This is a genomic window from Aquabacter sp. L1I39, from assembly GCF_017742835.1.
Taxonomy (GTDB): Bacteria; Pseudomonadota; Alphaproteobacteria; order Rhizobiales; family Xanthobacteraceae; genus L1I39.
In genome coordinates this window covers 2,025,270-2,046,996 of the sequence record NZ_CP072392.1, presented here as the reverse complement: position 1 = coordinate 2,046,996, position 21,727 = coordinate 2,025,270, and the positions used below count along the sequence as shown (strand labels likewise).

At 69.3% G+C, this 21,727-nt stretch carries 22 protein-coding genes; 7 read left to right on the top strand and 15 right to left on the bottom strand.

The annotated features are described in order from the left end of the window. Positions 1–223: 223 nt before the first annotated feature. The 5 genes from accC to J5J86_RS08895 form a co-directional block, all read right to left on the bottom strand. Positions 224–1,579 carry an acetyl-CoA carboxylase biotin carboxylase subunit gene (gene accC, locus J5J86_RS08915; protein WP_209104527.1) on the bottom strand — a complete coding sequence of 452 codons (1,356 nt, stop codon included), beginning with the start codon at positions 1,577–1,579 and terminating at the stop codon, positions 224–226. Between the two features lie 93 nt (positions 1,580–1,672). Then, positions 1,673–2,146: an acetyl-CoA carboxylase biotin carboxyl carrier protein gene (gene accB, locus J5J86_RS08910; RefSeq protein ID WP_209105325.1), complete on the bottom strand. Its 474-nt coding sequence runs from the start codon at positions 2,144–2,146 to the stop codon at positions 1,673–1,675. A gap of 78 nt (positions 2,147–2,224) precedes the next feature. Then, the gene (aroQ, locus tag J5J86_RS08905) at positions 2,225–2,662 is read right to left on the bottom strand and encodes a type II 3-dehydroquinate dehydratase (protein ID WP_209104526.1); all 438 of its coding nucleotides are present in this window, start codon (positions 2,660–2,662) and stop codon (positions 2,225–2,227) included. A 189-nt stretch (positions 2,663–2,851) separates the two neighbouring features. Beyond that, complete coding sequence (locus J5J86_RS08900; protein WP_247658266.1) at positions 2,852–3,616, bottom strand: DsbA family protein; 765 nt, start codon at positions 3,614–3,616, stop codon at positions 2,852–2,854. Positions 3,617–3,660: 44 nt separating this feature from the next. Further along, the gene (locus J5J86_RS08895; protein ID WP_209104525.1) at positions 3,661–5,028 is read right to left on the bottom strand and encodes a M48 family metalloprotease; all 1,368 of its coding nucleotides are present in this window, start codon (positions 5,026–5,028) and stop codon (positions 3,661–3,663) included. 343 nt (positions 5,029–5,371) lie between these two features. Here J5J86_RS08895 and J5J86_RS08890 point away from each other — a divergent pair, with 343 nt between their 5' ends. After that, positions 5,372–6,550 carry a pyridoxal phosphate-dependent aminotransferase gene (locus J5J86_RS08890; protein WP_209104524.1) on the top strand — a complete coding sequence of 393 codons (1,179 nt, stop codon included), beginning with the start codon at positions 5,372–5,374 and terminating at the stop codon, positions 6,548–6,550. 21 nt (positions 6,551–6,571) lie between these two features. On the opposite strand, the gene rsmD is transcribed toward J5J86_RS08890, so the two are convergent. After that, a complete protein-coding gene (gene rsmD, locus J5J86_RS08885; protein WP_209104523.1) occupies positions 6,572–7,120 on the bottom strand; it encodes a 16S rRNA (guanine(966)-N(2))-methyltransferase RsmD in 549 nt (182 codons plus the stop codon). Between the two features lie 12 nt (positions 7,121–7,132). After that, entirely contained in the window at positions 7,133–9,142 is a 2,010-nt protein-coding gene (locus J5J86_RS08880; RefSeq protein ID WP_209104522.1) for a pseudouridine synthase, read from the bottom strand. 69 nt (positions 9,143–9,211) lie between these two features. Between J5J86_RS08880 and J5J86_RS08875 the strand changes: the two genes are divergently transcribed. Then, the gene (locus tag J5J86_RS08875) at positions 9,212–9,640 is read left to right on the top strand and encodes a nucleoside deaminase (RefSeq protein WP_209105323.1); all 429 of its coding nucleotides are present in this window, start codon (positions 9,212–9,214) and stop codon (positions 9,638–9,640) included. A gap of 59 nt (positions 9,641–9,699) precedes the next feature. Here the strand turns inward: J5J86_RS08875 and J5J86_RS08870 are convergent, their stop codons facing one another. Further along, entirely contained in the window at positions 9,700–10,017 is a 318-nt protein-coding gene (locus J5J86_RS08870; RefSeq protein ID WP_342449167.1) for an ArsR/SmtB family transcription factor, read from the bottom strand. A 194-nt stretch (positions 10,018–10,211) separates the two neighbouring features. On the opposite strand from J5J86_RS08870, the gene J5J86_RS08865 reads away from it, so the two are divergent. The 3 genes from J5J86_RS08865 (at position 10,212) to J5J86_RS08855 (ending at position 12,986) form a co-directional block, all read left to right on the top strand. Beyond that, a complete protein-coding gene (locus tag J5J86_RS08865) occupies positions 10,212–11,204 on the top strand; it encodes an SLAC1 family transporter (protein ID WP_209104520.1) in 993 nt (330 codons plus the stop codon). Between the two features lie 64 nt (positions 11,205–11,268). Beyond that, positions 11,269–12,606 carry an NAD(P)/FAD-dependent oxidoreductase gene (locus tag J5J86_RS08860; RefSeq protein WP_209104519.1) on the top strand — a complete coding sequence of 446 codons (1,338 nt, stop codon included), beginning with the start codon at positions 11,269–11,271 and terminating at the stop codon, positions 12,604–12,606. A gap of 11 nt (positions 12,607–12,617) precedes the next feature. Then, positions 12,618–12,986, top strand: coding sequence for a DUF5368 domain-containing protein (locus J5J86_RS08855; RefSeq protein WP_209104518.1), 369 nt, complete (start codon positions 12,618–12,620; stop codon positions 12,984–12,986). On the opposite strand, the gene J5J86_RS08850 is transcribed toward J5J86_RS08855, so the two are convergent. Both J5J86_RS08850 and purD read right to left on the bottom strand, forming a co-directional pair. Continuing rightward, complete coding sequence (locus tag J5J86_RS08850; RefSeq protein WP_209104517.1) at positions 12,976–13,878, bottom strand: alpha/beta fold hydrolase; 903 nt, start codon at positions 13,876–13,878, stop codon at positions 12,976–12,978. The genes J5J86_RS08855 and J5J86_RS08850 overlap by 11 nt on opposite strands. Before the next feature lie 59 nt (positions 13,879–13,937). After that, positions 13,938–15,194, bottom strand: a complete 1,257-nt coding sequence (gene purD, locus J5J86_RS08845; RefSeq protein ID WP_209104516.1) for a phosphoribosylamine--glycine ligase — start codon at positions 15,192–15,194, stop codon at positions 13,938–13,940. 131 nt (positions 15,195–15,325) lie between these two features. On the opposite strand from purD, the gene xseA reads away from it, so the two are divergent. Continuing rightward, positions 15,326–16,951 (top strand): exodeoxyribonuclease VII large subunit, encoded by a 1,626-nt coding sequence (xseA, locus tag J5J86_RS08840; protein WP_209104515.1) that lies wholly within the window; start codon positions 15,326–15,328, stop codon positions 16,949–16,951. 139 nt (positions 16,952–17,090) lie between these two features. After that, a complete protein-coding gene (locus J5J86_RS08835) occupies positions 17,091–17,321 on the top strand; it encodes a DUF2093 domain-containing protein (protein ID WP_209104514.1) in 231 nt (76 codons plus the stop codon). Positions 17,322–17,342: 21 nt separating this feature from the next. Here J5J86_RS08835 and lpxK read toward each other — a convergent pair whose 3' ends face one another. The 5 genes from lpxK to J5J86_RS08810 form a co-directional block, all read right to left on the bottom strand. Beyond that, complete coding sequence (lpxK, locus tag J5J86_RS08830) at positions 17,343–18,359, bottom strand: tetraacyldisaccharide 4'-kinase (RefSeq protein WP_209104513.1); 1,017 nt, start codon at positions 18,357–18,359, stop codon at positions 17,343–17,345. After that, positions 18,359–19,597 (bottom strand): 3-deoxy-D-manno-octulosonic acid transferase, encoded by a 1,239-nt coding sequence (locus tag J5J86_RS08825; RefSeq protein WP_209105322.1) that lies wholly within the window; start codon positions 19,595–19,597, stop codon positions 18,359–18,361. Before J5J86_RS08825 ends, lpxK begins: the two co-directional genes overlap by 1 nt. A 62-nt stretch (positions 19,598–19,659) precedes the next feature. Further along, positions 19,660–20,361 carry a lysophospholipid acyltransferase family protein gene (locus J5J86_RS08820; protein ID WP_209104512.1) on the bottom strand — a complete coding sequence of 234 codons (702 nt, stop codon included), beginning with the start codon at positions 20,359–20,361 and terminating at the stop codon, positions 19,660–19,662. A gap of 156 nt (positions 20,362–20,517) precedes the next feature. Then, a complete protein-coding gene (locus tag J5J86_RS08815) occupies positions 20,518–20,769 on the bottom strand; it encodes a DUF4170 domain-containing protein (protein ID WP_209104511.1) in 252 nt (83 codons plus the stop codon). A gap of 36 nt (positions 20,770–20,805) precedes the next feature. Next, positions 20,806–21,639 carry a 3'(2'),5'-bisphosphate nucleotidase CysQ gene (locus J5J86_RS08810; RefSeq protein ID WP_209104510.1) on the bottom strand — a complete coding sequence of 278 codons (834 nt, stop codon included), beginning with the start codon at positions 21,637–21,639 and terminating at the stop codon, positions 20,806–20,808. Positions 21,640–21,727 lie beyond the last annotated feature (88 nt).

Sequence of the window (21,727 nt, the reverse complement as noted above, 5' to 3'; positions counted from 1 at the left end):
TGGCGCATCCCCGCGCGGCGGGCGCGTCGGCGGCGCATCGCGGATGCTGTCCGTCCTGCCCTTGGCCTCGCCTGAGCCGTCCTCCGGTCCGTGCGGCCGCGCTTGAGCCTTGGCCTCGCGCCGCCTGCTGAGGCCGGCGGCGCGTCCGAGCAACGGATGGCGGGCCGAGGGATTGCGGGCGCGATGCCCGCACCGCCTTCCGCAGACCCACCTCAGATCAACCTCAGATCCCCTTGCCCTCGCCTTGCGCGAGGAAGTGCTCCAGCCAGTGGATGTCATACTGGCCTTCGGCAATGTCCTTGGTGCGGACCAGGGTGCGGAAGAGCGGCAAGGTGGTGTCGATGCCATCCACCACGAACTCGTCCAGCGCCCGGCGCAGACGCATCAGGCATTCGTCGCGGGTCTTGCCGTGGACGATGAGCTTGCCCACCAGTGAATCGTAATTGGGCGGGATCGCGTAGCCCTGATAGGCATTGCTGTCGACGCGGATGCCGAGGCCGCCGGGCACGTGATAATGGGTGATGCGGCCGGGCGAGGGGCGGAAGGTGGTGGGGTGCTCCGCATTCACGCGGCACTCGATGGCATGGCCCTCGATCACCACGTCCTTCTGGGTGAGGGTCAAGGGCTCGCCGGCGGCGACGCGGATCTGCTCGTTGATCAGGTCGATGCCGGTGACCATCTCGGTGACCGGATGCTCCACCTGGATGCGGGTGTTCATCTCGATGAAGTAGAATTCCCCGTTCTCGTACAGGAACTCCACCGTGCCGACGCCGAGATACTTCATCTCGCGCATGGCCTTGGCCACGGTCTCGCCGATCTCGGCGCGCTGGGCGGCGGTGATGACCGGGGAGGGGGCCTCTTCCCAGACCTTCTGGTGGCGGCGCTGCAGCGAGCAGTCGCGCTCGCCCAGATGGATGGCATGGCCGCGTCCGTCACCGAGCACCTGCACCTCGATATGGCGCGGCTTGCCCAGATACTTTTCCAGATAGACCGCATCGTCGCCGAAGGCGGCCTTGGCCTCCGAGCGGGCGGTGGACAGCGCCGCGGAGAGGTCCTCGGCGGTGAGCGCGACCTTCATGCCGCGCCCGCCGCCGCCGGCGGCGGCCTTTACCAGCACCGGGAAGCCGATCTCGGCGGCGACCTTGTGGGCCTCCTCGTCCGAGTGGATGCCGCCCTCCGAGCCGGGCACCACCGGAATGCCCAGCCGCTGGGCGGTCTTCTTGGCTTCGATCTTGTCGCCCATGATGCGGATATGCTCCGCCTTGGGGCCGATGAAGTGGATGTTGTGGTCGTTCAGGATCTCGGCGAAGCGGGCATTCTCGGCCAGGAAGCCGTAGCCGGGATGCACCGCGTCCGCGCCCGTGATCTCACAGGCGGCGAGCAGCGAGGGGATGTTCAGATAGCTGTCGCGGGCGGGCGGGGGGCCTATGCACACGCTCTCGTCGGCGAGGCGCACATGCATGGCGTCCGCATCCACCGTGGAGTGCACAGCGACGGTGGCGATGCCGAGCTCCTTGCAGGCCCGCAGGATGCGCAGCGCGATCTCGCCGCGATTGGCGATGAGGATTTTCTGAAACATCGGCGCGGTTAGCCTTCGCGTAAACTCAATCTGCCGACGGCCGGCAGGAGGCGCCGGCCCGTCCGTGACGCGCGCCTCGGGGCGCGCCGTCGCTCATTCGATGACGAGCAGGGGCTCGCCATATTCCACGGGCTGGCCGTTCTCCACCAGGATCCTGGTGACGGTGCCGGAGCGCGGGGCCGGGATGGCGTTCATGGTCTTCATGGCCTCGACGATGAGAACCGTCTGGCCTTCGCGGACGGTGGAACCTACGTCCACGAACGGCGCCGCGCCCGGCTCAGGGCAGCGATAGGCGGTGCCGACCATGGGCGAGGTGACCGCGCCGGGGTGCTTGGAGAAGTCGGCCGGGCTGGCGGCAGCGGCGGCTTCGGAGGTGGCCAGCGCAGGAGCGGCGGGCGCCGCAACGGCGGCAGGGGCCACCTGCTGCACCACGGGGGCCGGGGCGCGCACCACACGGATGCGCAGCGCGTCTTGCTGGACCTCGATTTCCGTCAGGTCGCTCTCCGACAGGAGCTGGGCGATGTCACGGACGAGGGCGGTGTCGATCGGGGATTTGGGATTCTTCATCATGCCTATGCGATCGTGCGGCGCGAGCGGCCGCGCGGGGCTCCTTGAGGACTGGTCAGTTCTGAATGTCAAGCATGGTCAGGCCGGACGCTGCGCTGCGAGCGCCGCGATGCCCAGCACATAGCTCTGCGGGCCGAAGCCGCAGATGACACCACGCGCCACGGGCGAGAGATAGGAATGGTGCCGGAACGGCTCGCGCGCGAACACGTTGGACAGGTGGACTTCCACCGTCGTCACGGCGGCTGCCGCGATGGCGTCCCGGATCGCCACCGAGGTGTGGGTGTAGGCGCCCGCATTCAGCACCACGCCGAGGCTGCCCCGCGCCGCGTGGATCTGATCCACCAGCACGCCTTCATGATTGGTCTGGTGGAACACCAGGTCCAGGCCGTGGCTGGCGGCGGCCTGCCGGCACAGCACCTCGATGTCGGCCAAAGTCGCGGCGCCATAGATGCCGGGCTCGCGCGTGCCGAGCAGGTTCAGGTTGGGTCCGTTGAGGACGTGGACGGTATCGGGCATCCGGTGCGGTCGGGTCCATGGCGCCGCGCTCACATCGCGCGGCCGCCGAGGGGAAGACGTCGCGGCAACATGCCGGCGCCGGCTCTTCGGGCCGCGCGTTTATAAGGGGTCGCGCGCCTTAAGAAAAGCGCCCCGCGCGGGCATCGGCCGGCGCGGGGCGGGAATGATGCACAGGCTTTGCGGCGCCGGTCAGTTGGTGGCCTGCTTGCGGGCCTGGTCCACGGCGTCCTTGAGCTTGTCATAGCCCACCGCGCCGATCACCACGTCATTGCCCACCACGAAGGAGGGCGTGCCGTTGAGGCCGAGCGCCTGGGCGATCTTCATGCTCTCGTCCAGCGTGGCGTTCAGCTCGGGCGAGGTGGCCTGCTTCTGGATGAGGGCAGTGTCGATGCCCACTTCCTTGGCGGCGGCGATGGCCTTGGCGCGGTCGGCCTGGCCGCGGCCGGAGAGCAGGGCATGGTGGAAGGCCATGTATTTGTCGGGCGCCACCATGCGCACGGCGACCGCCACCTGGGCGGCTTCCACCGAGCCCTGGCCGAGCACCGGGAATTCACGCAGCACCACCTTCAGCTTGGGGTCGGCCTTGATGAGCTGCTCGATGTCGGTCAGCGCCTTGCGGCAATAGCCGCAATTGTAGTCGAAGAATTCCACCAGGGTGACGTCGCCCTTGGGATTGCCCACCACCACGCCGCGCGGGCTGTTGAAGATGAGGTCCTTCATCTGCGTGACCGCCTGGAGGCGGTCCTTCGCCTCGCTGGCGGCCTGGCGCTTCTCCAGCTCGGCGATGGCCTCCTGGAGCACTTCCGGGTTCTTGATCAGATAGTCGCGGATGATGGGTCCCATCTCGGCCTTCTCCGCATCGGTGAAGGCGGCGGCGGGGGCAGAAAGGGTGGCCAGCGTCCCGAAGGCGGCGGCGAAGGCGAGGGCGGCACGCAGGCCGGGACGGGGCAGCATCGAGGTCTCCATGAGAAAACGGTTATGGTCGGAAAGGGGCATCATCAGCGCTGCGCCGTCGCGGCGGGCGGCTTGAAGTTGAGGATGTCGTCGGCCTTCAGCCAGCCCGGCGTCCCCGGCTTGAAGCGTTGGCGGGCGCGGGCGGCCAGTTCCTGGCCGGTACGGAACTCGCCCGCCGCCATATAGCCTTGCGCGGAGGCAAGGTCCGCATTGGCCAGGTCCCCCTTGCGGCCATAGGCGGTGGCGAGCGAGCGCCAGGCGATGGCGGAATTGGGGTCGCGCTGGGTGGCGAAGGACAGTTCGCGGATGGCCTCGTCCGTATGAGCGGGGTTGCCGGATTCAACCAGCGCCTGGCCCAGCATGGCACGGATCAAGGGGTTTCCATTGGTCATGCGCACCGCCTGCTGCAGCGGGGCCACCGCCTGGCCGGCGCGACCGGCTTCCAGCAGCGCCTGGCCCTTCAGCTCGATGAAATAGGGATTGTTCGGCTGGCGGGCGATCAGCGCGTCGATCTTGACGATGGACTCGTTCACATTGCCGAAGCGATAGGCCGAGATGGCGCGGGCATATTGGGCGGCGAGCGAGGTGTCGGTGGGCGGATAGCGGCGCGCGACACCGTCCGGCCGCTCCATGAAGCCCACCAGCTTGGCGCGCATCAGGTCATGGCGGGCCTGGAGCTCGGGCGGGTCCTTGGTGTTGTAATAGGGGCTGGCCTTGGCCAGCTGCTCCAGTGCCGCGATGCGCTCGCGGGCCATGGGATGGCTGAGCAGATAGGGATCGACACGCTGGGAGAGGAAGAGCTGATCGCTCTGGAAGCGCTCGAACGTCTCCAGCATGCCCTTGGCGGATTGTTGGGTGGCGGTGAGGTATTTTACCGCAAGCCGGTCCGCCTCCAATTCCTGGCCCCGCTGGTAGCTCAGCAGCGAGCGGCGAATCATTTCCTGGGGCGCCGTCATGGCGCCTGCCGCCGCCCCGCTCACCGCATTGGAACTGGCGCCGGCCGCCGCGCCCGCCGCGACACCCGCGCCCGCCAGCAGCATGGCCGCAATGGCCATGGTCTGGGCGCCGGCGATCTGCTCGCGCATGCGCACCAGATGGCCGGCGGAGATGTGGCCGATCTCATGGGCGAGCACGCCGATGATCTGGTTGGGCGTCTCCGCATCCATGAGCGCGCCCACATTGATGAAAATGCGCTTGCCGTCCGCGACGAAGGCGTTGAACGATTTGTCGCCGATCAGCACCACGTCCACATTCTGCTGCGTCAGCCCGGCCACCTTGAGGATGGGGCGGATATAGTCCCGCAGCAGGTTCTCGGTCTCCGCGTCGCGGATGAGCTTGGGCCGGGCCTGGGCCGCCGCCTCATTCAGTGGCAGCCCCACGGCGGCGAAAAAGGCCAGGGCCACGGCGAACATGCCGGCCTTGTGTCCGCGGGCACGCGCCGGGGCGCCATCACCGGATGGTTCGACCGGCGTGCGCCGGGTCATGCGCTGGATGAGGCTCCACACCACCGTCATCGGTCCGTACGCTCATTCCTTATGACTGGGGCAGGTCCGGTGCGTTGCTCTGCACCGCCCTGTGTCCCCTCTCTTGGCGGACCGGCGCTTGCAGGCTACCAAGCACAGGTTCTCCCGCGAAGGAACACGGCCCGGCCCCATGGGTCAATGCGCCCCCGCATCACGTTGGGGCGACCCCTGTAACCACCGCGCGAATGCGGCGACACGACGGCGCCGCACCCCGCGCAAGGATCACGTCCTCATGTCCCTGCGTTCCAAGCCCCCCTTCTCGCCCGCCGCCCGCTCCCAGGTGGCGCCCTTCATCGTCATGGACGTGATGGCGCATGCGGCCCGGATCGAGAGCGCCGGGGGGCGGGTGATCCATATGGAGGTGGGACAGCCCGCCGCGCCCGCGCCGCTCACGGCTCGGCGCGCCGCTGCCGCCGCGCTGGAGGCGGGGCAGGTGGGCTATACGGCTGCCTTGGGCATTCCCACGCTGCGGGCGCGAATCGCCCGCCATTATGGCGAGGTGCACGGCACGGCGGTGGACCCGGAGCGGATCGTCGTCACCAATGGCTCGTCGGGGGGCTTCATTCTCGCTTTCCTGGCTTTGTTCGAGCCGGGCGACCGGGTGGCCATCGCCGCGCCCGGCTATCCACCCTATCGCCACGTGCTCTCCGCGCTCGGCTGCGAGCCGGTGCTGATCGAGACCCGCGCGGAGGACCGCTTCGCCCTGACGCCGGAGACGCTCTTGGCCGCCCATCGCCAGAAGCCGCTCAAGGGCGTGCTGGTGGCGAGCCCCGCCAACCCCACCGGCACCATGATGGACCGGCCCGCCCTGGCCGCGCTCATGGACTGTGCCAAGGATCTCGGCCTGCGCTTCGTCTCCGACGAGATCTATCACGGCCTTGATTATGCCTTCCCGGCGGTGAGCGCGGTGGAGCTGTCGGAGGAGGCGGTGGTCATCAACTCCTTCTCCAAATATTTCTGCATGACCGGCTGGCGCGTGGGCTGGATGGTGGTGCCGCCGGGCTTCTCGCGCACCATGGAGCGTCTGCAGCAGAACCTGTCCATCTCGGTGCCCACCCTGTCCCAGATCGCCGCCGAGGCGGCGTTCGACGGGCGGGCGGAGATGGACGCGGTCAAGCACGGCTATGAGGTGAACCGGCGCATCCTGACCGAGGGCCTGCCGCGCGTGGGGCTCGACCATTTCCTGCCCGTGGACGGCGCTTTCTATCTTTATGCGGATGTCTCGCGCTTCACCGGCGATTCCGCCGCCTTCGCCACCCGGCTGTTGGATGCCGTGCATGTGGCGGTGACACCGGGCGTGGATTTCGACCCGTTCCGGGGCAAGCAATTCCTGCGCTTTTCCTATGCCGGCTCGGAAGCGGACATGCGCGAGGCGGTGGAGCGCATCGGCCGCTTCCTGGCGGCCGAGTAAGGTTCAGGCAGACAGGCAGGGTTAGGCAGACAGGAACGTCAGTTCCGTCTCGTCATAGCGCCGGCGCTCCAATTCGGTGAAGCCCTCGGGCACCGTGAAGGCGCCGGCCTTTTCCTCCACCACCACCAGCGCTTCGGGGGCAAGCCAGCCGCCCAGGCGCGCGGAGGCGAGCGCCTGTTCAGCGAGGCCCTTGCCATAAGGCGGGTCGCAGAAGACGAGGCCATAAGCATCCCCGGCCGGGCAGTCGCCCAGGCGGGTGGCGTCGCGCCGGAAGATGCGGGTGACGCCGGTCAGCCCCAGCGTCTCCACATTGGTGCGGATGAGGGCGCGCGGCTCCAGCGCCTCTTCCACGAACAGGGCGAAGGAAGCGCCGCGCGAGAGCGCCTCGATGCCCAGCGCGCCAGTGCCGGCGAACAGGTCCAGCACCCGCGCGCCGTTGGCCGCGTCCCCATAGGCATGGGCGAGCACATTGAACAGGGCTTCCCGCAGCCGGTCCGTGGTGGGGCGCGTGGCGTTGGTGGCGGGCGCTTTCAGCACCCGCCCGCGCAGGGAACCGCCGACGATCCGCATGGCCGCCCCCGATCAGCCCCGGCTGCGGGGACTGGACGACCGGCCGCGCGGGCCTGAGCCACCGGGCCCGCCCTTCGGGCCACCTTTGCCGCCGCCTTTGGGGCCAGCCTTGAAGCCGCCGGAGGGACGGCCCTTCGGCCCGCCTTTGGGGCCGCCCTTGCCAGGCCCGGCCGGGCCGCGCGGACGATCCTCCCCATAAGACGGCCGCTTGCCGGCGCCGCCCTTGAAGCCCTTCGGGCCGTCGTCCCGTCCACCGGAGCGGAATCCACCGGACCGCTGGGGCCGTTCGCCCCCCTCGGGACGCTCAGAGCGTTCGCGGAAGGGACGGGCCGGGCGTTCGCCACGCTCCTCCCGGTCACCGCCGAAGCGGCCACCAGAACGGGGCGGGCGGGCGCCGCCTTCGGGGCGCTCGGAGCGCTCGCGGAAGGGACGGGCGGGACGTTCGCCGCGCTCTTCCCGGTCCCCGCCGAAGCGGCCACCGGCACGAGGCGGACGGGCGCCGCCTTCGGAACGCTCCGACCGTTCGCGGAAGGGACGGGCGGGACGCTCGCCGCGCTCTTCCCGGTCCCCGCCGAAGCGGCCACCGGCACGGGGCGGACGGGCGCCGCTCTCGGGACGCTCAGAGCGTTCGCGGAAGGGACGGGCGGGACGCTCGCCGCGCTCGGCACCGGCGCGGGGACCGCGCGGCAGGAAGCCCACATCATCCCCCTCCGAGCGGGGGCGCTCGTCGCGGCGGGGCGGCCGGGCCCCGCCCCGGGCGGGACGGCCGCCAAATTCCCCTTCATCACGGCTGAAGCCGGGGCGACCTCGGCCGAAGCGGGGCTTTTCGCCCCGCGCATCGTCCAAGCCGCGCTGGCCGCCCTTGCGAGGCGGGCGACCGTCAGCGGACTTGCCCCGCCGGGGCTCCTCGCGCGGCTTCACCACGCGCTCCACCTTGATCTCGCGGCCCTTGCGGTCGGAGACGGTGCCACGGCTTTCCAACTCGCGCTCCTCCTCGCCCCGGCGGCTACGCACGCGGAAGGCGGTGGTCTCCTCTGCTGCGCCACGCGGGCGACGGGCGCGGCCCCGCGGCTCCGGCTCGGGCTCGGCGCGGCGGGGCGGGCCACGGCGGGTGGGACGGCGCTCCTCGCCCGCGTCCTCGGCCGCCTCGGTGCGCACGCGGCGGGCGGGCGGTTCCACGGGCTGATCCAGGATGGGGCCGTCAAAGTCCGCGCCGGAGGCTGCGATGATCTCGGCGCCCATCTGGTCCCGCAGGATGCGGGTGCGCACTTCCTCGATGCCGCCTTCCGGCACCTCGCCCAATTGGAACGGGCCGTAGGAGACGCGGATCAGGCGGTTCACCAGGAGGCCGAGGGCGCCCAGCACATTGCGCACCTCGCGATTCTTGCCTTCGCGCAGGGCCACCGTGATCCACGCATTGGCGCCCTGCACGCGGTCGAGGGTCGCCTCGATGGGGCCGTATTCCACGCCCTCCACGGTGATGCCCTTGATGAGGCCGTCGAGCTGGGCCTGGTCGATCTCGCCCTTGGCGCGCACGCGGTAGCGGCGCAGCCAGCCGGTCTCCGGCAATTCCAGCACCCGGGCGAGGCCGCCATCATTGGTGAGCAGCAGCAGGCCTTCGGAATTCAAGTCGAGCCGGCCGACGCTGACGAGGCGGGGCAGGCCCTTGGGCAGGATCTCGAAGAGTGTCGTGCGCCCTTCCGGATCCTTGTTGGTGGTCACCACGCCGCGGGGCTTGTGGTAGAGGAACAGGCGCGTGCGCTCACGCTCCGGCAGGGGCGCGCCGTCCACGGTAATGGCGTCCTCCGCCGTCACGGTGAAGGCAGGGGTGGTCAGGACGGTGCCGTTGACGGCCACCCGCCCTTCCAGGATCCAGTCCTCGATCTCGCGCCGCGAGCCGAGACCGGCGCGGGCGATCACCTTGGCGACGCGCTCGGCGTCCTTGGTTTGGGCGGGCGGCAGCGCGGTTTTGACGCGCGGGACGCGGTTCTTGTCCTTGCGGGGAGGCTGTGTACGGGGCATGGAGAGGGCGATAGCACGATCCGTGCGGCGAGACGAGGTGGCTGGAGCGTCGGCGTGGGCGAGACTTTCATGCAGATGGCGCTGGCCGAGGCCCGTGCCGCCGCCGCGCGGGGCGAGGTGCCGGTGGGGGCGGTGCTGGTGCGTGGCTCCACGGTGATCGCCCGCGACGGCAATCGCACGCGTGAAAACTCAGATCCCACCGCCCATGCGGAGATGCAGGTGCTGCGCGCAGGCGCGGCCACGCTGGGCGCCGAGCGGCTGGTGAACTGCGATCTCTATGTGACGCTGGAGCCCTGCGCCATGTGCGCGGCGGCCATCTCCTTCGCGCGTATCCGCCGGCTTTATTATGGCGCCGCCGATCCCAAGGGGGGCGCGGTGGACAGCGGCCCGCGCTTCTACAGCCAGCCCACCTGCCACCATGCCCCGGAAGTCTATGGCGGCATCGCCGAGCGGCAGGCCGCCGAGGTGCTGCGCAATTTCTTCAAGGACCGGCGCTGACCCCCCGCTGCCCCGGTGACGCCGGCGCATAAAGGCGCCGCGCCCGTGCTCGCTTCCCGTCAGCCGCGCTCCGCCGGCCGCCCGGCCGTCCCCCCCGCATCGTCCGTCACCTCGGGCATCTCGACGCAGGTCTCGGCGCAGAACGCCTTGTGCAGGGCCTGGACGATCACCGCCACTTCGGGCCGGGCGATGCGGTAGACCATGGAAACGCCCTCGCGCCGCGCCTCCACGAGGCCATCGGCGCGCAGGCGCATCAATTGCTGCGACATGGGCACCTGCCCGATGCCCAGTTCCTCCCGCAGCGTCGCCACCGATTTCTCCGTCTCCGCAAGGGCGCAGAGCACCAGAAGGCGCTGTGGATGGGACAGGCTGCGCATGAGTTCGGCCGCACGTTCCGCAGCGGGGAGTAGATCTGAGACATTCATAGTATTGAATTTAACAGAATTGAATGTTACGTAAAGAAGGCGTTCCGTGCCTGCAGCTTCCTGGCCTCACCAGGGTCCAGCCTTCCGCACTGCAGGGGGAGGCGCCATGTGCCCGGACCGGGCCATGCCGAAGGAGGAATGCCGCCATGCTGCCGACGTCTGCGACCCCCCAGGCGGCCCATGCCGCAGGGAGAGGGAGCCTTGCCCATCTGCCCTTGCCCCTGTTCGCGGCGCCCATGGGACTTGGCGGTGGCGGTCTTGCCTGGCGGGAGGCAGCGCATGTGCTCGGTGCGCCGGCCCTGGTGGGGGAAGCGCTTCTGGCTGCAGCCCTTGTCACCTGGCTGCTGGTCACCTTGCTTCACCTTGTCCGCGCCGCTCAACATCCCGAAGCGCTCCGCGAAGATCTGCGCCACCCGGTGCGGTCTGCATTCGCGGGCGCCTTTACCATAGGCCTTATGATTCTGTCCGCCGGCTTGTTCCGCTACCTGCCGGAATTTGCACGCGACCTGTGGCTGACGGCAGTGGTCGTCCATGTGGGAATCGGCGTGTGGATCCTGCGGGGGCTCGTAACGGCGCCGCGCGAAGCCGCTGCCCTCACCCCGCCGCTTCTCATTCCCCTGGTCGGGAACGTGCTCGCCCCCACCGTGGGCGTCACCCTGGGCTTCCCGCACATCAGCTGGATGCTGTTCGGCATCGGCGTCCTGCTGTGGGTGATCGTCCAGCCGGCCATCCTCTACCGGCTGATCGTGGGGCCGCCTTTGCCGCCCCGTCTGCGGCCGAGCCTGGTCATCCTGCTCGCCCCGCCTTCGGTGGCCCTGATCGCCCTGGTGCGGCTGACCGGGCAGTTCGGCGAGGCGGCGCTGGCGCTGTTCGGCTTTGCGGCAATGGTGGCACTGGCGCTCGCCACCCTGGCGCAGCAACTGGTGAAGATTCCATTCGCGGTGTCGTGGTGGGCCTGGACCTTCCCGACCGCCGCCTTCGCCATCGCTACCCAGTTTTATGTGCGCGCCTTCCCCGATCCAATGGCGGCCTTTTTCGCCTGGGTGGTCCTCCTGGTGGCGACCGCACTGCTCGCCTTGGTCACGGCGGCGACGCTGCGCGCCGCATGGCAGGGCCATCTGGTCGCTCCGGAAACCTGATCGGGGCAGCGCCAGCGCTGCCCAAGCTCCAAAAGCAAAAAAGCGACCATCGAAGGGAGTAAACATGCCTGGATTTCATGATCCCCAAAAGGGCGCACAACGGGGTCTTCGCCGCCGCCAGGTCCTGAAGCTGGGCGGCGCCCTGGCGGCCGCCGCCCTGGCTGGAGGGCGGGTATTGGCCGCCCCGGTGGACACCAAGGCGCGCATCGTGATTGCGGGCGCCGGCGCCGCCGGCCTTGCGGCGGCCTCCCGGCTTGCGGAGCGCCTCACCGGCGCCACCATCACCCTGGTGGATGCCCGCAAGCAGCATTATTACCAGCCCGGCTTCACGCTGATCGCGGCCGGCCTGAAGCCGCCCGCCTATTCGGTGTCGCCGACCGGCGCCTATGTGCCGCGCGGCGTGGAGTGGATCGAGGAGGCGGTGGCCGAGTTCGATCCGGTGGGCAACAAGCTGGTCACCGCCTCCGGGCGTGCGGTGCCCTACGACTTCCTGGTGGTGGCCACGGGGCTCGAGCTCAATTATGGCGGCATTGCCGGCATGGACCTCGCGCTCATCGGCCGCAACGGCATCGGCTCGGTCTATGCCGGGCCCGACCAGGCGGCGGCCACCTATGAGGAAATGTCGCGCTTTGCCGATACCGGCGGCGTCGGCCTGTTCGGACGGCCGGCCACGGAGATGAAGTGCGCGGGCGCGCCGCTCAAATACACCTTCATCACCGACGACACCCTGCGCCAGCGCGGCATGCGGGGGAAAGCGGAGTTGGTCTATGCGGCGCAGAACACCACGCTGTTCAGCGTGCCCATCGTCTCCGAGAAGGTGCGCATGCTGTTCCAGGACCGCGGCGTGAAGGTGGCCTACAACCACGTGATGACGGCCATCGATCCGGGCCGCAAGATTGCCACCTTCGCCACCCCCAACGGCCCGGTGGAGATCGGCTACGACTTCACCAATGTCATCCCGCCCATGCGCGCCCCGGCAGCGGTGCGCAACTCGCCGCTGCCCTGGACCACCGGCCCGTTCGCGGCCGACGGCTGGATGGAGGTGGACCGCTCCACCTTGCGGCACAAAAGGTTCCCCAACGTGTTCGGTGTCGGCGACGTGGCCGGCGTGCCCAAGGGCAAGACCGCGGCCTCGGTCAAATGGCAAGTGCCGGTGGCCCTGGACCATCTGGTGGCGACACTGACGGGTGGCACCTCCACGGCGGTCTATAACGGCTACACCTCGTGTCCCCTCATCACGCGCATCGGCCAGGCCATGCTGGTGGAGTTCGACTACGAGAACAACCTTACCCCCTCCTTCCCCGGCATCATCGCGCCGCTGGAGGAGCTGTGGATCTCCTGGGTCATGAAGGAGATTGCGCTGAAGCCCACCTACATTTCCATGCTGCGCGGCCTCGCCTGAAGGAGTGAGCCATGAAAGACCTTGATCCCATGGTGTTCCTGGCGGTGTTCCAGGAAATCCTCGGCCGCACCTTCTGGCCGCTTGTCCTGTTCGTGGTGACCTGCGCCCTCGGCCTCTTGATGATCCTGGTGCGCGAGCGCGGGCTCGATGCGCGGCGGCTGGTTTGGTCTGAATTGGTGGGCCTTGCCGGCGGCTTCGTCGGCATCTGGTTCATGCTGTTCATCACCAGTTCGCGGCTGGAAGACCTGGGCGGTCCCATCGACTGGCTGCTGGCCACAGGCATCTGGGCGGCCGGCGCGGTGGGGGCGACCATCGCCACCTATATCGGGCTCTATCTCGTCGGCTTTGGCGGCGCTCGGCGGGTCGCCCTCATGCGCTGAAGAAGTCCTGAAGCGCCGCGCTCACCGCCTCGGGCGCCTCCTCGCATATGAAATGCCCGGCCTCCACCGGGCCGCCCCGGCGCTTGGGGGCGAACACCTTCCAGGCGTCCAGCGGACTGACGCCTCGGCTGGGAATGCCCGCCGCGCCCCACACCGCCAGGACTTCGCAATCGATTTGCCGGCCGGCGGCCAGGTCCGCCTCGTCATGGGCGAGGTCGATGGTGGCCCCGGCGCGATAATCCTCGCAGCAGGCGCGGATATGGTCGGGCGAGGAAAAAGCCGCGCGGTAATGGGCGTGGGCGCGGGGATCGAAGGCGGAGAGATCCTTCGCGGCGGTCCAACTGGCCAGGGTCCAGTCCAGGAAGAAGGCGGGGTCGGCGCCGATCATCTTCTCCGGCAAGGGATGGGGCTGGGCGAGGAAGGCCCAGTGATAGACCTGGAGGGCGCGGGCCCGGTCCATGCCGTGCCACATGGTCAAGGTAGGCACGATGTCCAGCACCGCCAGACGGTCCACCCGACCCGGGGCATCCAGCGCCAGCCGATAGCCGACGCGCGCGCCGCGATCATGACCAGCGAGCGCGAAATGGGCGTGGCCGAGGTCTTCCATGACGTGAACCAGCGCCGCCGCCATGGCGCGCTTGGAATAGGGGGCGTGGTCGCGGCCCGGCTCGGGGGCGGCGCTCCAGCCATAGCCAGGCAGATCGGGGATGACGAGGCGGTGGGTCTTGGCCAAAGCGGGGACCACCTTGTGCCACATGACGCCCGTCTGCGGAAAACCGTGCAGAAGAAGGAGGGGAGGGCCCTCGCCGCCGACCCGGGCGAAGATGCGCCCGGCGGGGGTGTCCACATTGCGGGACTCAAAGCCGGGAAAGAGATCGGCAAGATCAGGCACGGTGTCCTCCTGCGTCCATATGGAGGGCGCCGGGCTCTGCGTCCCGCTCGCCCGTACGCCTATTTCAAGGCACGCCAGCCGATATCGTTCCGATAGAAGCCGCCGGGCCATTCGATCCGCTCGGCCGCCGCATAGGCACGATCGCGTGCCTCCTTCAGGGAGGCGCCGGTGGCGGTGACGTTCAGCACCCGCCCGCCATTGGACACGATCTTGTTGCCGAGCCGCTTGGTGCCGGCCTGGAAGATGATGACGCCTTCGCCCTCGCCGGCGGCTTCGAGGCCGACAATCTCGTTGCCGGTCTTATGGGCACCGGGATAGCCCCGGCTGGCATACACCACCGTGATGGCGGTTTCGTCGGACCAGGTGACGTCCACGGAGGCGAGGCGCCCGGCGGCGGTGGCCGCGAGCACGTCCAGGAGGTCGCCGGTGAAGCGCGGCATCAGCACCTGGCATTCCGGGTCGCCGAAGCGGCAATTATATTCCACCAGCTTGGGGCCGGCCGAGGTGAGCATGAGGCCGGCATAGAGGATGCCGCGATAGGGCGCGCCTTCCTTCACCATGGCCTTGGCGGTGGGCACCACGATCTCGGCGATGGCGCGAGCTTCCAGTTCCGGGGTCAGCACCGGGGCGGGCGAATAGGCGCCCATGCCGCCCGTATTGGGGCCGAGGTCGCCGTCGAAGGCGCGCTTGTGGTCCTGGGCGCTGCCGAAGGGCACCACGGTCTCGCCATCCACGAGGCAGAAGAGGCTGGCCTCCTCGCCTTCCATGAATTCCTCGATCAGCACTTCCTGGCCGCCGGCGGCGAACACCTGCTCGATGGCGGAGACCGCCTCTTCCAGATTGAGCGCCACCACCACGCCCTTGCCGGCCATCAGGCCGTCGGCTTTGACCACAATGGGCAGACGCTCCCCCTTCACATAGGCGGAGGCCGCCTCGGGGGAGGTGAAGCGGGCAAAGCCGGCGGTGGGGATGCCATAAGCCCGGCACAATTCCTTGGTGAATAGTTTGGAGCCCTCCAGGCGCGCGGCGGCCGCCGTGGGGCCGAAGGCGAGGATGCCGGCTTCGTTCAGCCGGTCCACGAGGCCCGCCACCAGCGGCGCTTCCGGGCCGACCACCACGAATGCGATGGCATGGTCGCGGCACCACTTCACCAGGGTGTCGTGGGCGGAGAGGGGAATGCCTTCCACCACCTCGGCATAATCGGCAATGCCGGGATTTCCGGGGAGGGCGTAGAACTGCCCCATGTTCGGACTCTGGGCCAGCTTCCAAGCAAGAGCATGTTCGCGGCCACCGGAGCCGAGGAGCAGAACATTCATCAGGCATCTCTCCCGTTTCAGTTTCGCTATCGGCTTGAGGCCCGGCAAACAAGAGAAAAGGCAATGCGCTCTCCGCATGAGAGGTGAAAGCGTTATGCTCTTGTCATCGTTGTCCACCGTTCCGTGATTCCATGGTTGCCCTCTCCCCGCCTACCGCCAACGCGCCCGAATGGAGCGTCACCGAACTGTCCATGGCGCTCCGGCGCACGGTGGAGGACGCCTATGGCCATGTGCGGGTGCGGGGCGAGATTTCCGGCTATCGCGGTCCCCATTCCTCCGGCCACGCCTATTTCTCCCTGAAGGACGCGGGCGCGCGCCTCGATGCGGTGGTCTGGAAGGGCACGTTCGGCCGCCTGAAGGTGCGCCCGGAGGAGGGGCTGGAAGTGGTGGCCATCGGCCGGCTCACCACCTATCCCGGCAAGTCCGGCTACCAGATCGTCATCGAGGCGCTGGAATTTGCCGGTGCCGGCGCCATCATGGCCATGCTGGAGGAGCGCAAGACGCGCCTCGCGCTGGAAGGCCTGTTCGATGTCGGCCGCAAGGTGCCGCTGCCCTATCTGCCGCGGGTGATCGGCATCGTCACCTCGCCCACGGGCGCGGTCATCCGCGATATTCTTCATCGGCTCGGGGATCGCTTCCCCCGCCGCGTCATCGTCTGGCCCGTGCGGGTGCAGGGGGACACCTGCGCCGCCGAGGTGAGCGCCGCCATTCGTGGCTTCAATGCGCTGTCCCCCGACGGCCCGGTGCCCCGTCCCGACGTGCTCATCGTGGCGCGGGGCGGCGGCTCGCTGGAAGACCTCTTGGGCTTCTCGGAAGAAATGGTGGTGCGGGCGGCGGCGGAGAGCCAGATCCCGCTCATCTCCGCCGTGGGGCACGAGACCGACGTCACCCTCATCGATTTCGCCGCCGATGTGCGCGCGCCCACCCCCACCGCCGCTGCCGAAATGGCGGTGCCGGTGCGCGCCGAGCTGCTGAACGGGCTGGACCGCCTCGCCACGCGCCTGCGCGCTGCGCCCCGCCGCCAGTTGGAGCGGGCGCGGGCAGAGTTTCGGGCGCTCTCGCGCCTGCTGCCCACGGCGGAAACCCTGCTGGCCGATCGCCGGCAGCGGCTGGACCTCGCCGGTGCCCGCCTGCCGCGCGGCTTGTCGGCCAATGCCAGCGCCCACCGGCTGCGCTTCCAGGCTGCCCATGGGCGACTTTCGCCCCATGTGCTGCGGGGGCGCCTGGACCGGTACGGCGAGCGCACGCAGGTGCTCTGCGCCCGGCTGGAGCGCGCCGCGCAGGCATTGGCGGGCCGGCGGGCGGATCGGCTCGCCACCCTGTCCTCGCGCATGGAAGCCGCGCGGGCCGGCTATCTGCGCACCCAGGCCCTCCACATTGCCCGCCGACGGGAGGGGCTGGCGAGCCTGCATGCCCGCCTCGGGCGCGCGGTGAGGGCCCTGTTGCGGGACCAGCGCCGGCAAGTGACGGGCGCCTCTTCCATGCTGGAGGCACTTTCCTATCACGGTGTCCTCGCCCGTGGCTTCGCCCTGGTGCGCGATGCCTCCGGGCAGGCGGTGCGCACGGCCGGGCAGGTGCGGCCGGGCGCGGGGCTGGAACTGGAATTTGCCGATGGCCGAGTGGCCGTCACTGCCCATGGCGCGGGGCCGGGGCCGGGGCCCGGGGAGGGGGGCGCGGCGCGCCGTCCGTCCAAGCCCTCCACCAAGGGGCCTGTGCCGGGGACAGAGAAAGGCCAAGGCTCGCTCTTTGGCGGCTGAACGGGAATCCCTGCGCGTGCCGTTCTGAACGGAGCGCATGGCTGGGGCCTGCGGTCGGCCCCGATGGCGCCGGCCCTTTGCGGTTCGGCGCCGAAAACCTTATGTTGGCGGCAACACAGTTTTGCGGATGCCCGCCGTCATGAACAGATTTGAACGTTTTCCAGAGCCCAATGGCGAGGCCGAGATTCGGTATCTCGACGGCGAGTTCCGCGTGCTCCGTCCCGGCAGCTTCGTGCGCTGCGCCGTGACTGGTCAGACCATTCCCCTCGACGAGTTGCGCTATTGGAGTGTGGACCTGCAGGAGGCCTATGCGGACCCGCAGGCGGTGCTCCAGCGCGTGCGCCAGCAGGACGCCAAGCCCGCCTCCTGAAGGCCCGGCAGCCGGCGGTTCTTATCCTCTGGTGCGGGCGGCGAAGCGGCCTTCGGCCAGCGCGACGAGATCGTCAAACAGATGGGCGGCCGCAGGGACCATCTCGACACCGAGGGTGGCAATCTCCGGGCGCACCTGCGCGAAGGCAGGGCCTGACAGGCGCACTGCATCCTTTTCGGTGGTGACGGGGGTGAGGCCCGCAGCCCGCGCTTTCACCACCAAGGCGGTGATCTCGTCCGCGCCATAGGGGTGATGGTCCGGGAAAGCCTGGCGCGCCACGATTTGCGCACCCACCGCTTCCAGGGTCGCGAAGAATTTCTCCGGCCGGCCAATGCCGGCGAAGGCCAGCACGGGCTTTCCCTTCAGCGCCTGCGCATCCCCCGCCACCGGCACCAGATGGCCGGCCTCGATGGTCGGGGCGCCCGCATCGCGCGCCGCCTGCAGCCCGGCCGTTCCTTCGCCCACCACCAGCACCGCATCCGCCCGCGCCAATTGAGGCCTCAAGGGCGCGCGCAAGGGGCCGGCGGGCAGCACATGGCCATTGCCGATTCCGGCGGCCGCATCCACCAGCAGGAGGCTGGCATCCTTCACGAGGGAGGGATTCTGAAAGCCGTCATCCATCACCAGATGGGTCGCGCCCTCGGCCAGAGCCAGGCGCGCGCCGCTGGGGCGATCGCGCGAGACGATGGTGGGCGCATGGCGGGCCAGAAGAAGAGCCTCGTCGCCCACATCCGCCGGCCCATGCCGATCGAGGTCCACCCGCAGTGGCCCCGGCTCGCGGCCGCCATGGCCGCGCAGGAGCGCGAAGGGGCGGGCGCCACGGGCGGTCAGCGCGTTGAGCAGGGCGATAGCCGTGGGGGTCTTGCCGGTGCCGCCCACGGTGGGGTTGCCGATGCAGATGACCGGCAGGCCGACCGATTCCCCCCGCTGGCCCATGCGACGCACCGTGGCCGCACCGATAAGGGCGCCGATGGGAGACAGAACCGCGCCGGCAAGGCTTCCCGGCCGGGCCCAGAACCGGGGCGCCCGGGCGAGCATCAGCGCCCCAGCCGCAATTGGACGAGATAGGGCTCGATGGCCGACAAGGTGCGGTCCAGAGCGCCGCTCAGCGCCGCCGTGGTGCGCCGTGCCGCTTCCGCCGTGCGGGCATGGAGGGTGGGGTCGGCATATTGGGAGAGCACGCTCTCGATGATGTCGTCGGCGGAATTCACGAGGCCCGCGCCGCCTTCCGCGTCCAGGCGGTCATAGACCAGGCCGAAATTCCACACATGCGGCCCGTGCAGCACCACCGCGCCGAGCTTGGCGGCTTCGATGGGATTCTGCCCGCCATGGCGGGCCAGTGAGCCGCCCACGAACACCACGGGGGCGAGGCGGTAGAACAGGCCAAGCTCGCCGATGGTGTCGGCCACATAGATCTCGATGCCCTCGTCCGGCATGTGCCCGCTGGTGCGGGACAGGGCCGGCAGGCCCGCCTGTTCGGCGATCACCCGCACCGCCTCGCCCCGTTCGGGGTGGCGGGGAACGATGACGGTGAGCAGTCCGGGAATCTCCTCCCGCAGGGCCAGATGCACCTGCGCGATGGCTTCCTCCTCCCCCGGATGGGTGGAGGCAGCCAGGAAAACCGGGCGATCACGCAGATGCCGGAGCATGGCGTCGAGCGCCGCCGGATCCACGGGCGGGGGCGGCACGTCGAACTTCAGATTTCCAGCCACTTCCACCCGCGGCGCGCCGAGGCCCTTGAAGCGCACGGCGTCGTCGCGGGTCTGGGCGAGGCACAGATCGACGCGGGCGAGCAGCGCACTGGCGCTGCGGGGCAGGCGGCCCCAGCGTTGGGCCGAGCGCTGCGACAGGCGGGCATTCACCATCACCAGCGGCGTGCCGCGCCGGCCGATCTCGGCCAGGAGGTTCGGCCATAATTCCGATTCGGCGATCAGCGCGAGGTCCGGCTTCCAATGGTCCAGGAAGCGGGCGACGAAGCGGGGGGCGTCCAGGGGAATGAACTGGTGGATCACCCCGCGCGGCGCGCGGCGGGCCACGATGCGGCTGGAGGTGAGGGTGCCGGAGGTCAACAGGCAGGAAAAGCCGCGCTCCACCAGCCGCTCCACCAGCGGCATCACCGAAATGATCTCGCCGACGCTCGCCCCATGCACCCAGACCAGGGTGCCGCGCGGCCGCTCCGCGCTGGCAAAGCCGCGCCGTTCCGACAGGCGGGACGGGTCTTCCTTGCCCTTGCGGACCCGGTAGCCGAGCCATGCGGGGGTCAGAAGGCCCGCCATGGCGGTCAGCCCGCGATAGGCCTTCAGCGGAACGGGCAGAGCCTGCCCCTTCGTCGCCGCCTTCACCTGCCGCCGTCTCCGCGGCCGAGCAGGGCTTCCGCCCGTGCGGTGGCCTTTTCCAATTGCTCCTGAACCCGCGCCCGCGCGGCCTCCAGGCCGGCCTCATCCACATCGCGCGCCACGAAGATGGGCTCGCCCACCACCGCAGCGCCCTGGCCGAACGGCAGGTGCAGGCTGGCGCGGTCCCAGCTCTTGAGCAGGATGCGGTTCTTGGTGGCCATGGCGATGGGCAGAATAGGCCGTCCCGAGTGGCGCGCAATCGTCACCACGCCAAGGCCGGCGCGGCGGGAAATCTTCGGCACGTCGGCAGTCATGGCGACGTTGATACCCTCCCGCAGCGTCTCGATCATGGCATAGGTGGCGGAGACGCCGCCCTTGCGATGGAAATCGCCCGGATTGGTGGCGCCGGAGCCGCGAATGGTGCCGACCCCCAGCCGCTCGGCGGCGATGGCGTTGATCTCCGCGTCCGCGTGACGGGAGATAAGCACCTTCGCCTTATGGTGCGGCTTCATGATGAAGGGGGTCAGGAAGTGCTGGCCGTGCCAGAAGGTCATGATGAGCGGCAGATGGGCGTCCATGCGCTCATAGATGTCCGGCGGCTCCACGATGAAGCGGGACGTCTTGGCGACCAGCTTGAAATAGGACGCAAACGCCGTTCCGGCGGCCACCTGAAAGGCCCGGTTGGTGCGCAGACGACGCCACATGCTTCGATGATGTCCCAGTCAACACATATGCTCGCCCCGCGGGATGTCTCCCACGGAGCCGGGTGCATTGCAATCGGATTGTTTCAGCACCTTTCGCCGCGTGAACAGGAAATGTTGCGCTGCGGCGACGGCGGGCTCCGGGCGGACCCCGCAGCGTCAGCCTTCGTGGGTGGTGTCGGTCTCGGGATCGAGCAGGCGATGCATGTGGACGACGAAATAGCGCATGAGCGCATTGTCCACGGTCTGCTGGGCCTTGGCCTTCCAGGCTGCGGCGGCCGAGGCATAGTCGGGATAGATGCCGACGATGTCGAGCTGGTTGAGATCCTTGAACTCGACGCCCCCCAGCTCCTTCAGCTCGCCGCCGAAAACCAGGTGCAGCAACTGTTTGTGGTCGGATGACTTGGGCATGTTCAGAAACTTCCCGCAGCTAGAGCACGACAAGGATCAGAGGCCCGGCCCGCCCTGCAGGAGGGAGAGCACCGGGCCGTGGAGCGTGAGGCCGGCGCAGACCAGAGCGCGATGACGGGGACTGGGCGCGTTGTACCTCGGCACCGCTCCGTCATAGCTCGTTACTGCACCGCACGCTTCATGCACGATCAGGTCCGCCGCGGCAATGTCCCAGTCATTGGCGGCGGCGCCCGCGAGCGTGAGATCCAACTCGCCGGTGGCGACCCGCGCCAGGCGCAGCGCCAGCGAGCGGGCGCGGGGCACGCGCTGGATGCGGGCGTGGCGCTCCATGGCGTCGAGGGCGCCATTGGGGCCGGCCACGGTGGCACCGTCAAGGGCGGTGCGCTGTGCTGCCTGGATCGGCGCGCCGTTGCGCGTCGCCCCGCCGCCGAGGCTGGCGAGGAACAGTTCGTTCGTCACCGGCGCGAACAGGGCCCCCGCAACGGGGCGGCCATCCTCCACCAAGGCGGCGGAGATGCTCCAGTCGCTGCCGCCGGCCATGAAGCCGCGCGTGCCGTCGATGGGGTCCACCACCCAGACCCGGCGCCGGGAGAGACGCTCGGGCGAATCCACGCTTTCCTCGGACAGCCAGCCATAATCGGGTGCCAGCGCCTGCAATTGCTCACGCAGGAAGGTGTCCACCGCCAAGTCCGCAGCGGTCACGGGGGAATCGTTGGACTTGGTCCAGGTCTTCACGTCGGCGCGGAACATGGAAAGCGCGATTTCGCCCGCTGCAGTGGTGACCGCAGCCAGATGGCGCGCCATCGCCGCCGGCGCATCCGGTGCCAGATCCGCGGCGCCGGAGGAGGAAAAGGGATCAGAGGGGAGCATGGCACGCCACATAGGCCGGGGGCGGCGCCAAGGCAAGCGGGGCCGGCAGACGGCCTGCCATGCCTGCCGCGACGGGTGGTCCCGCGCT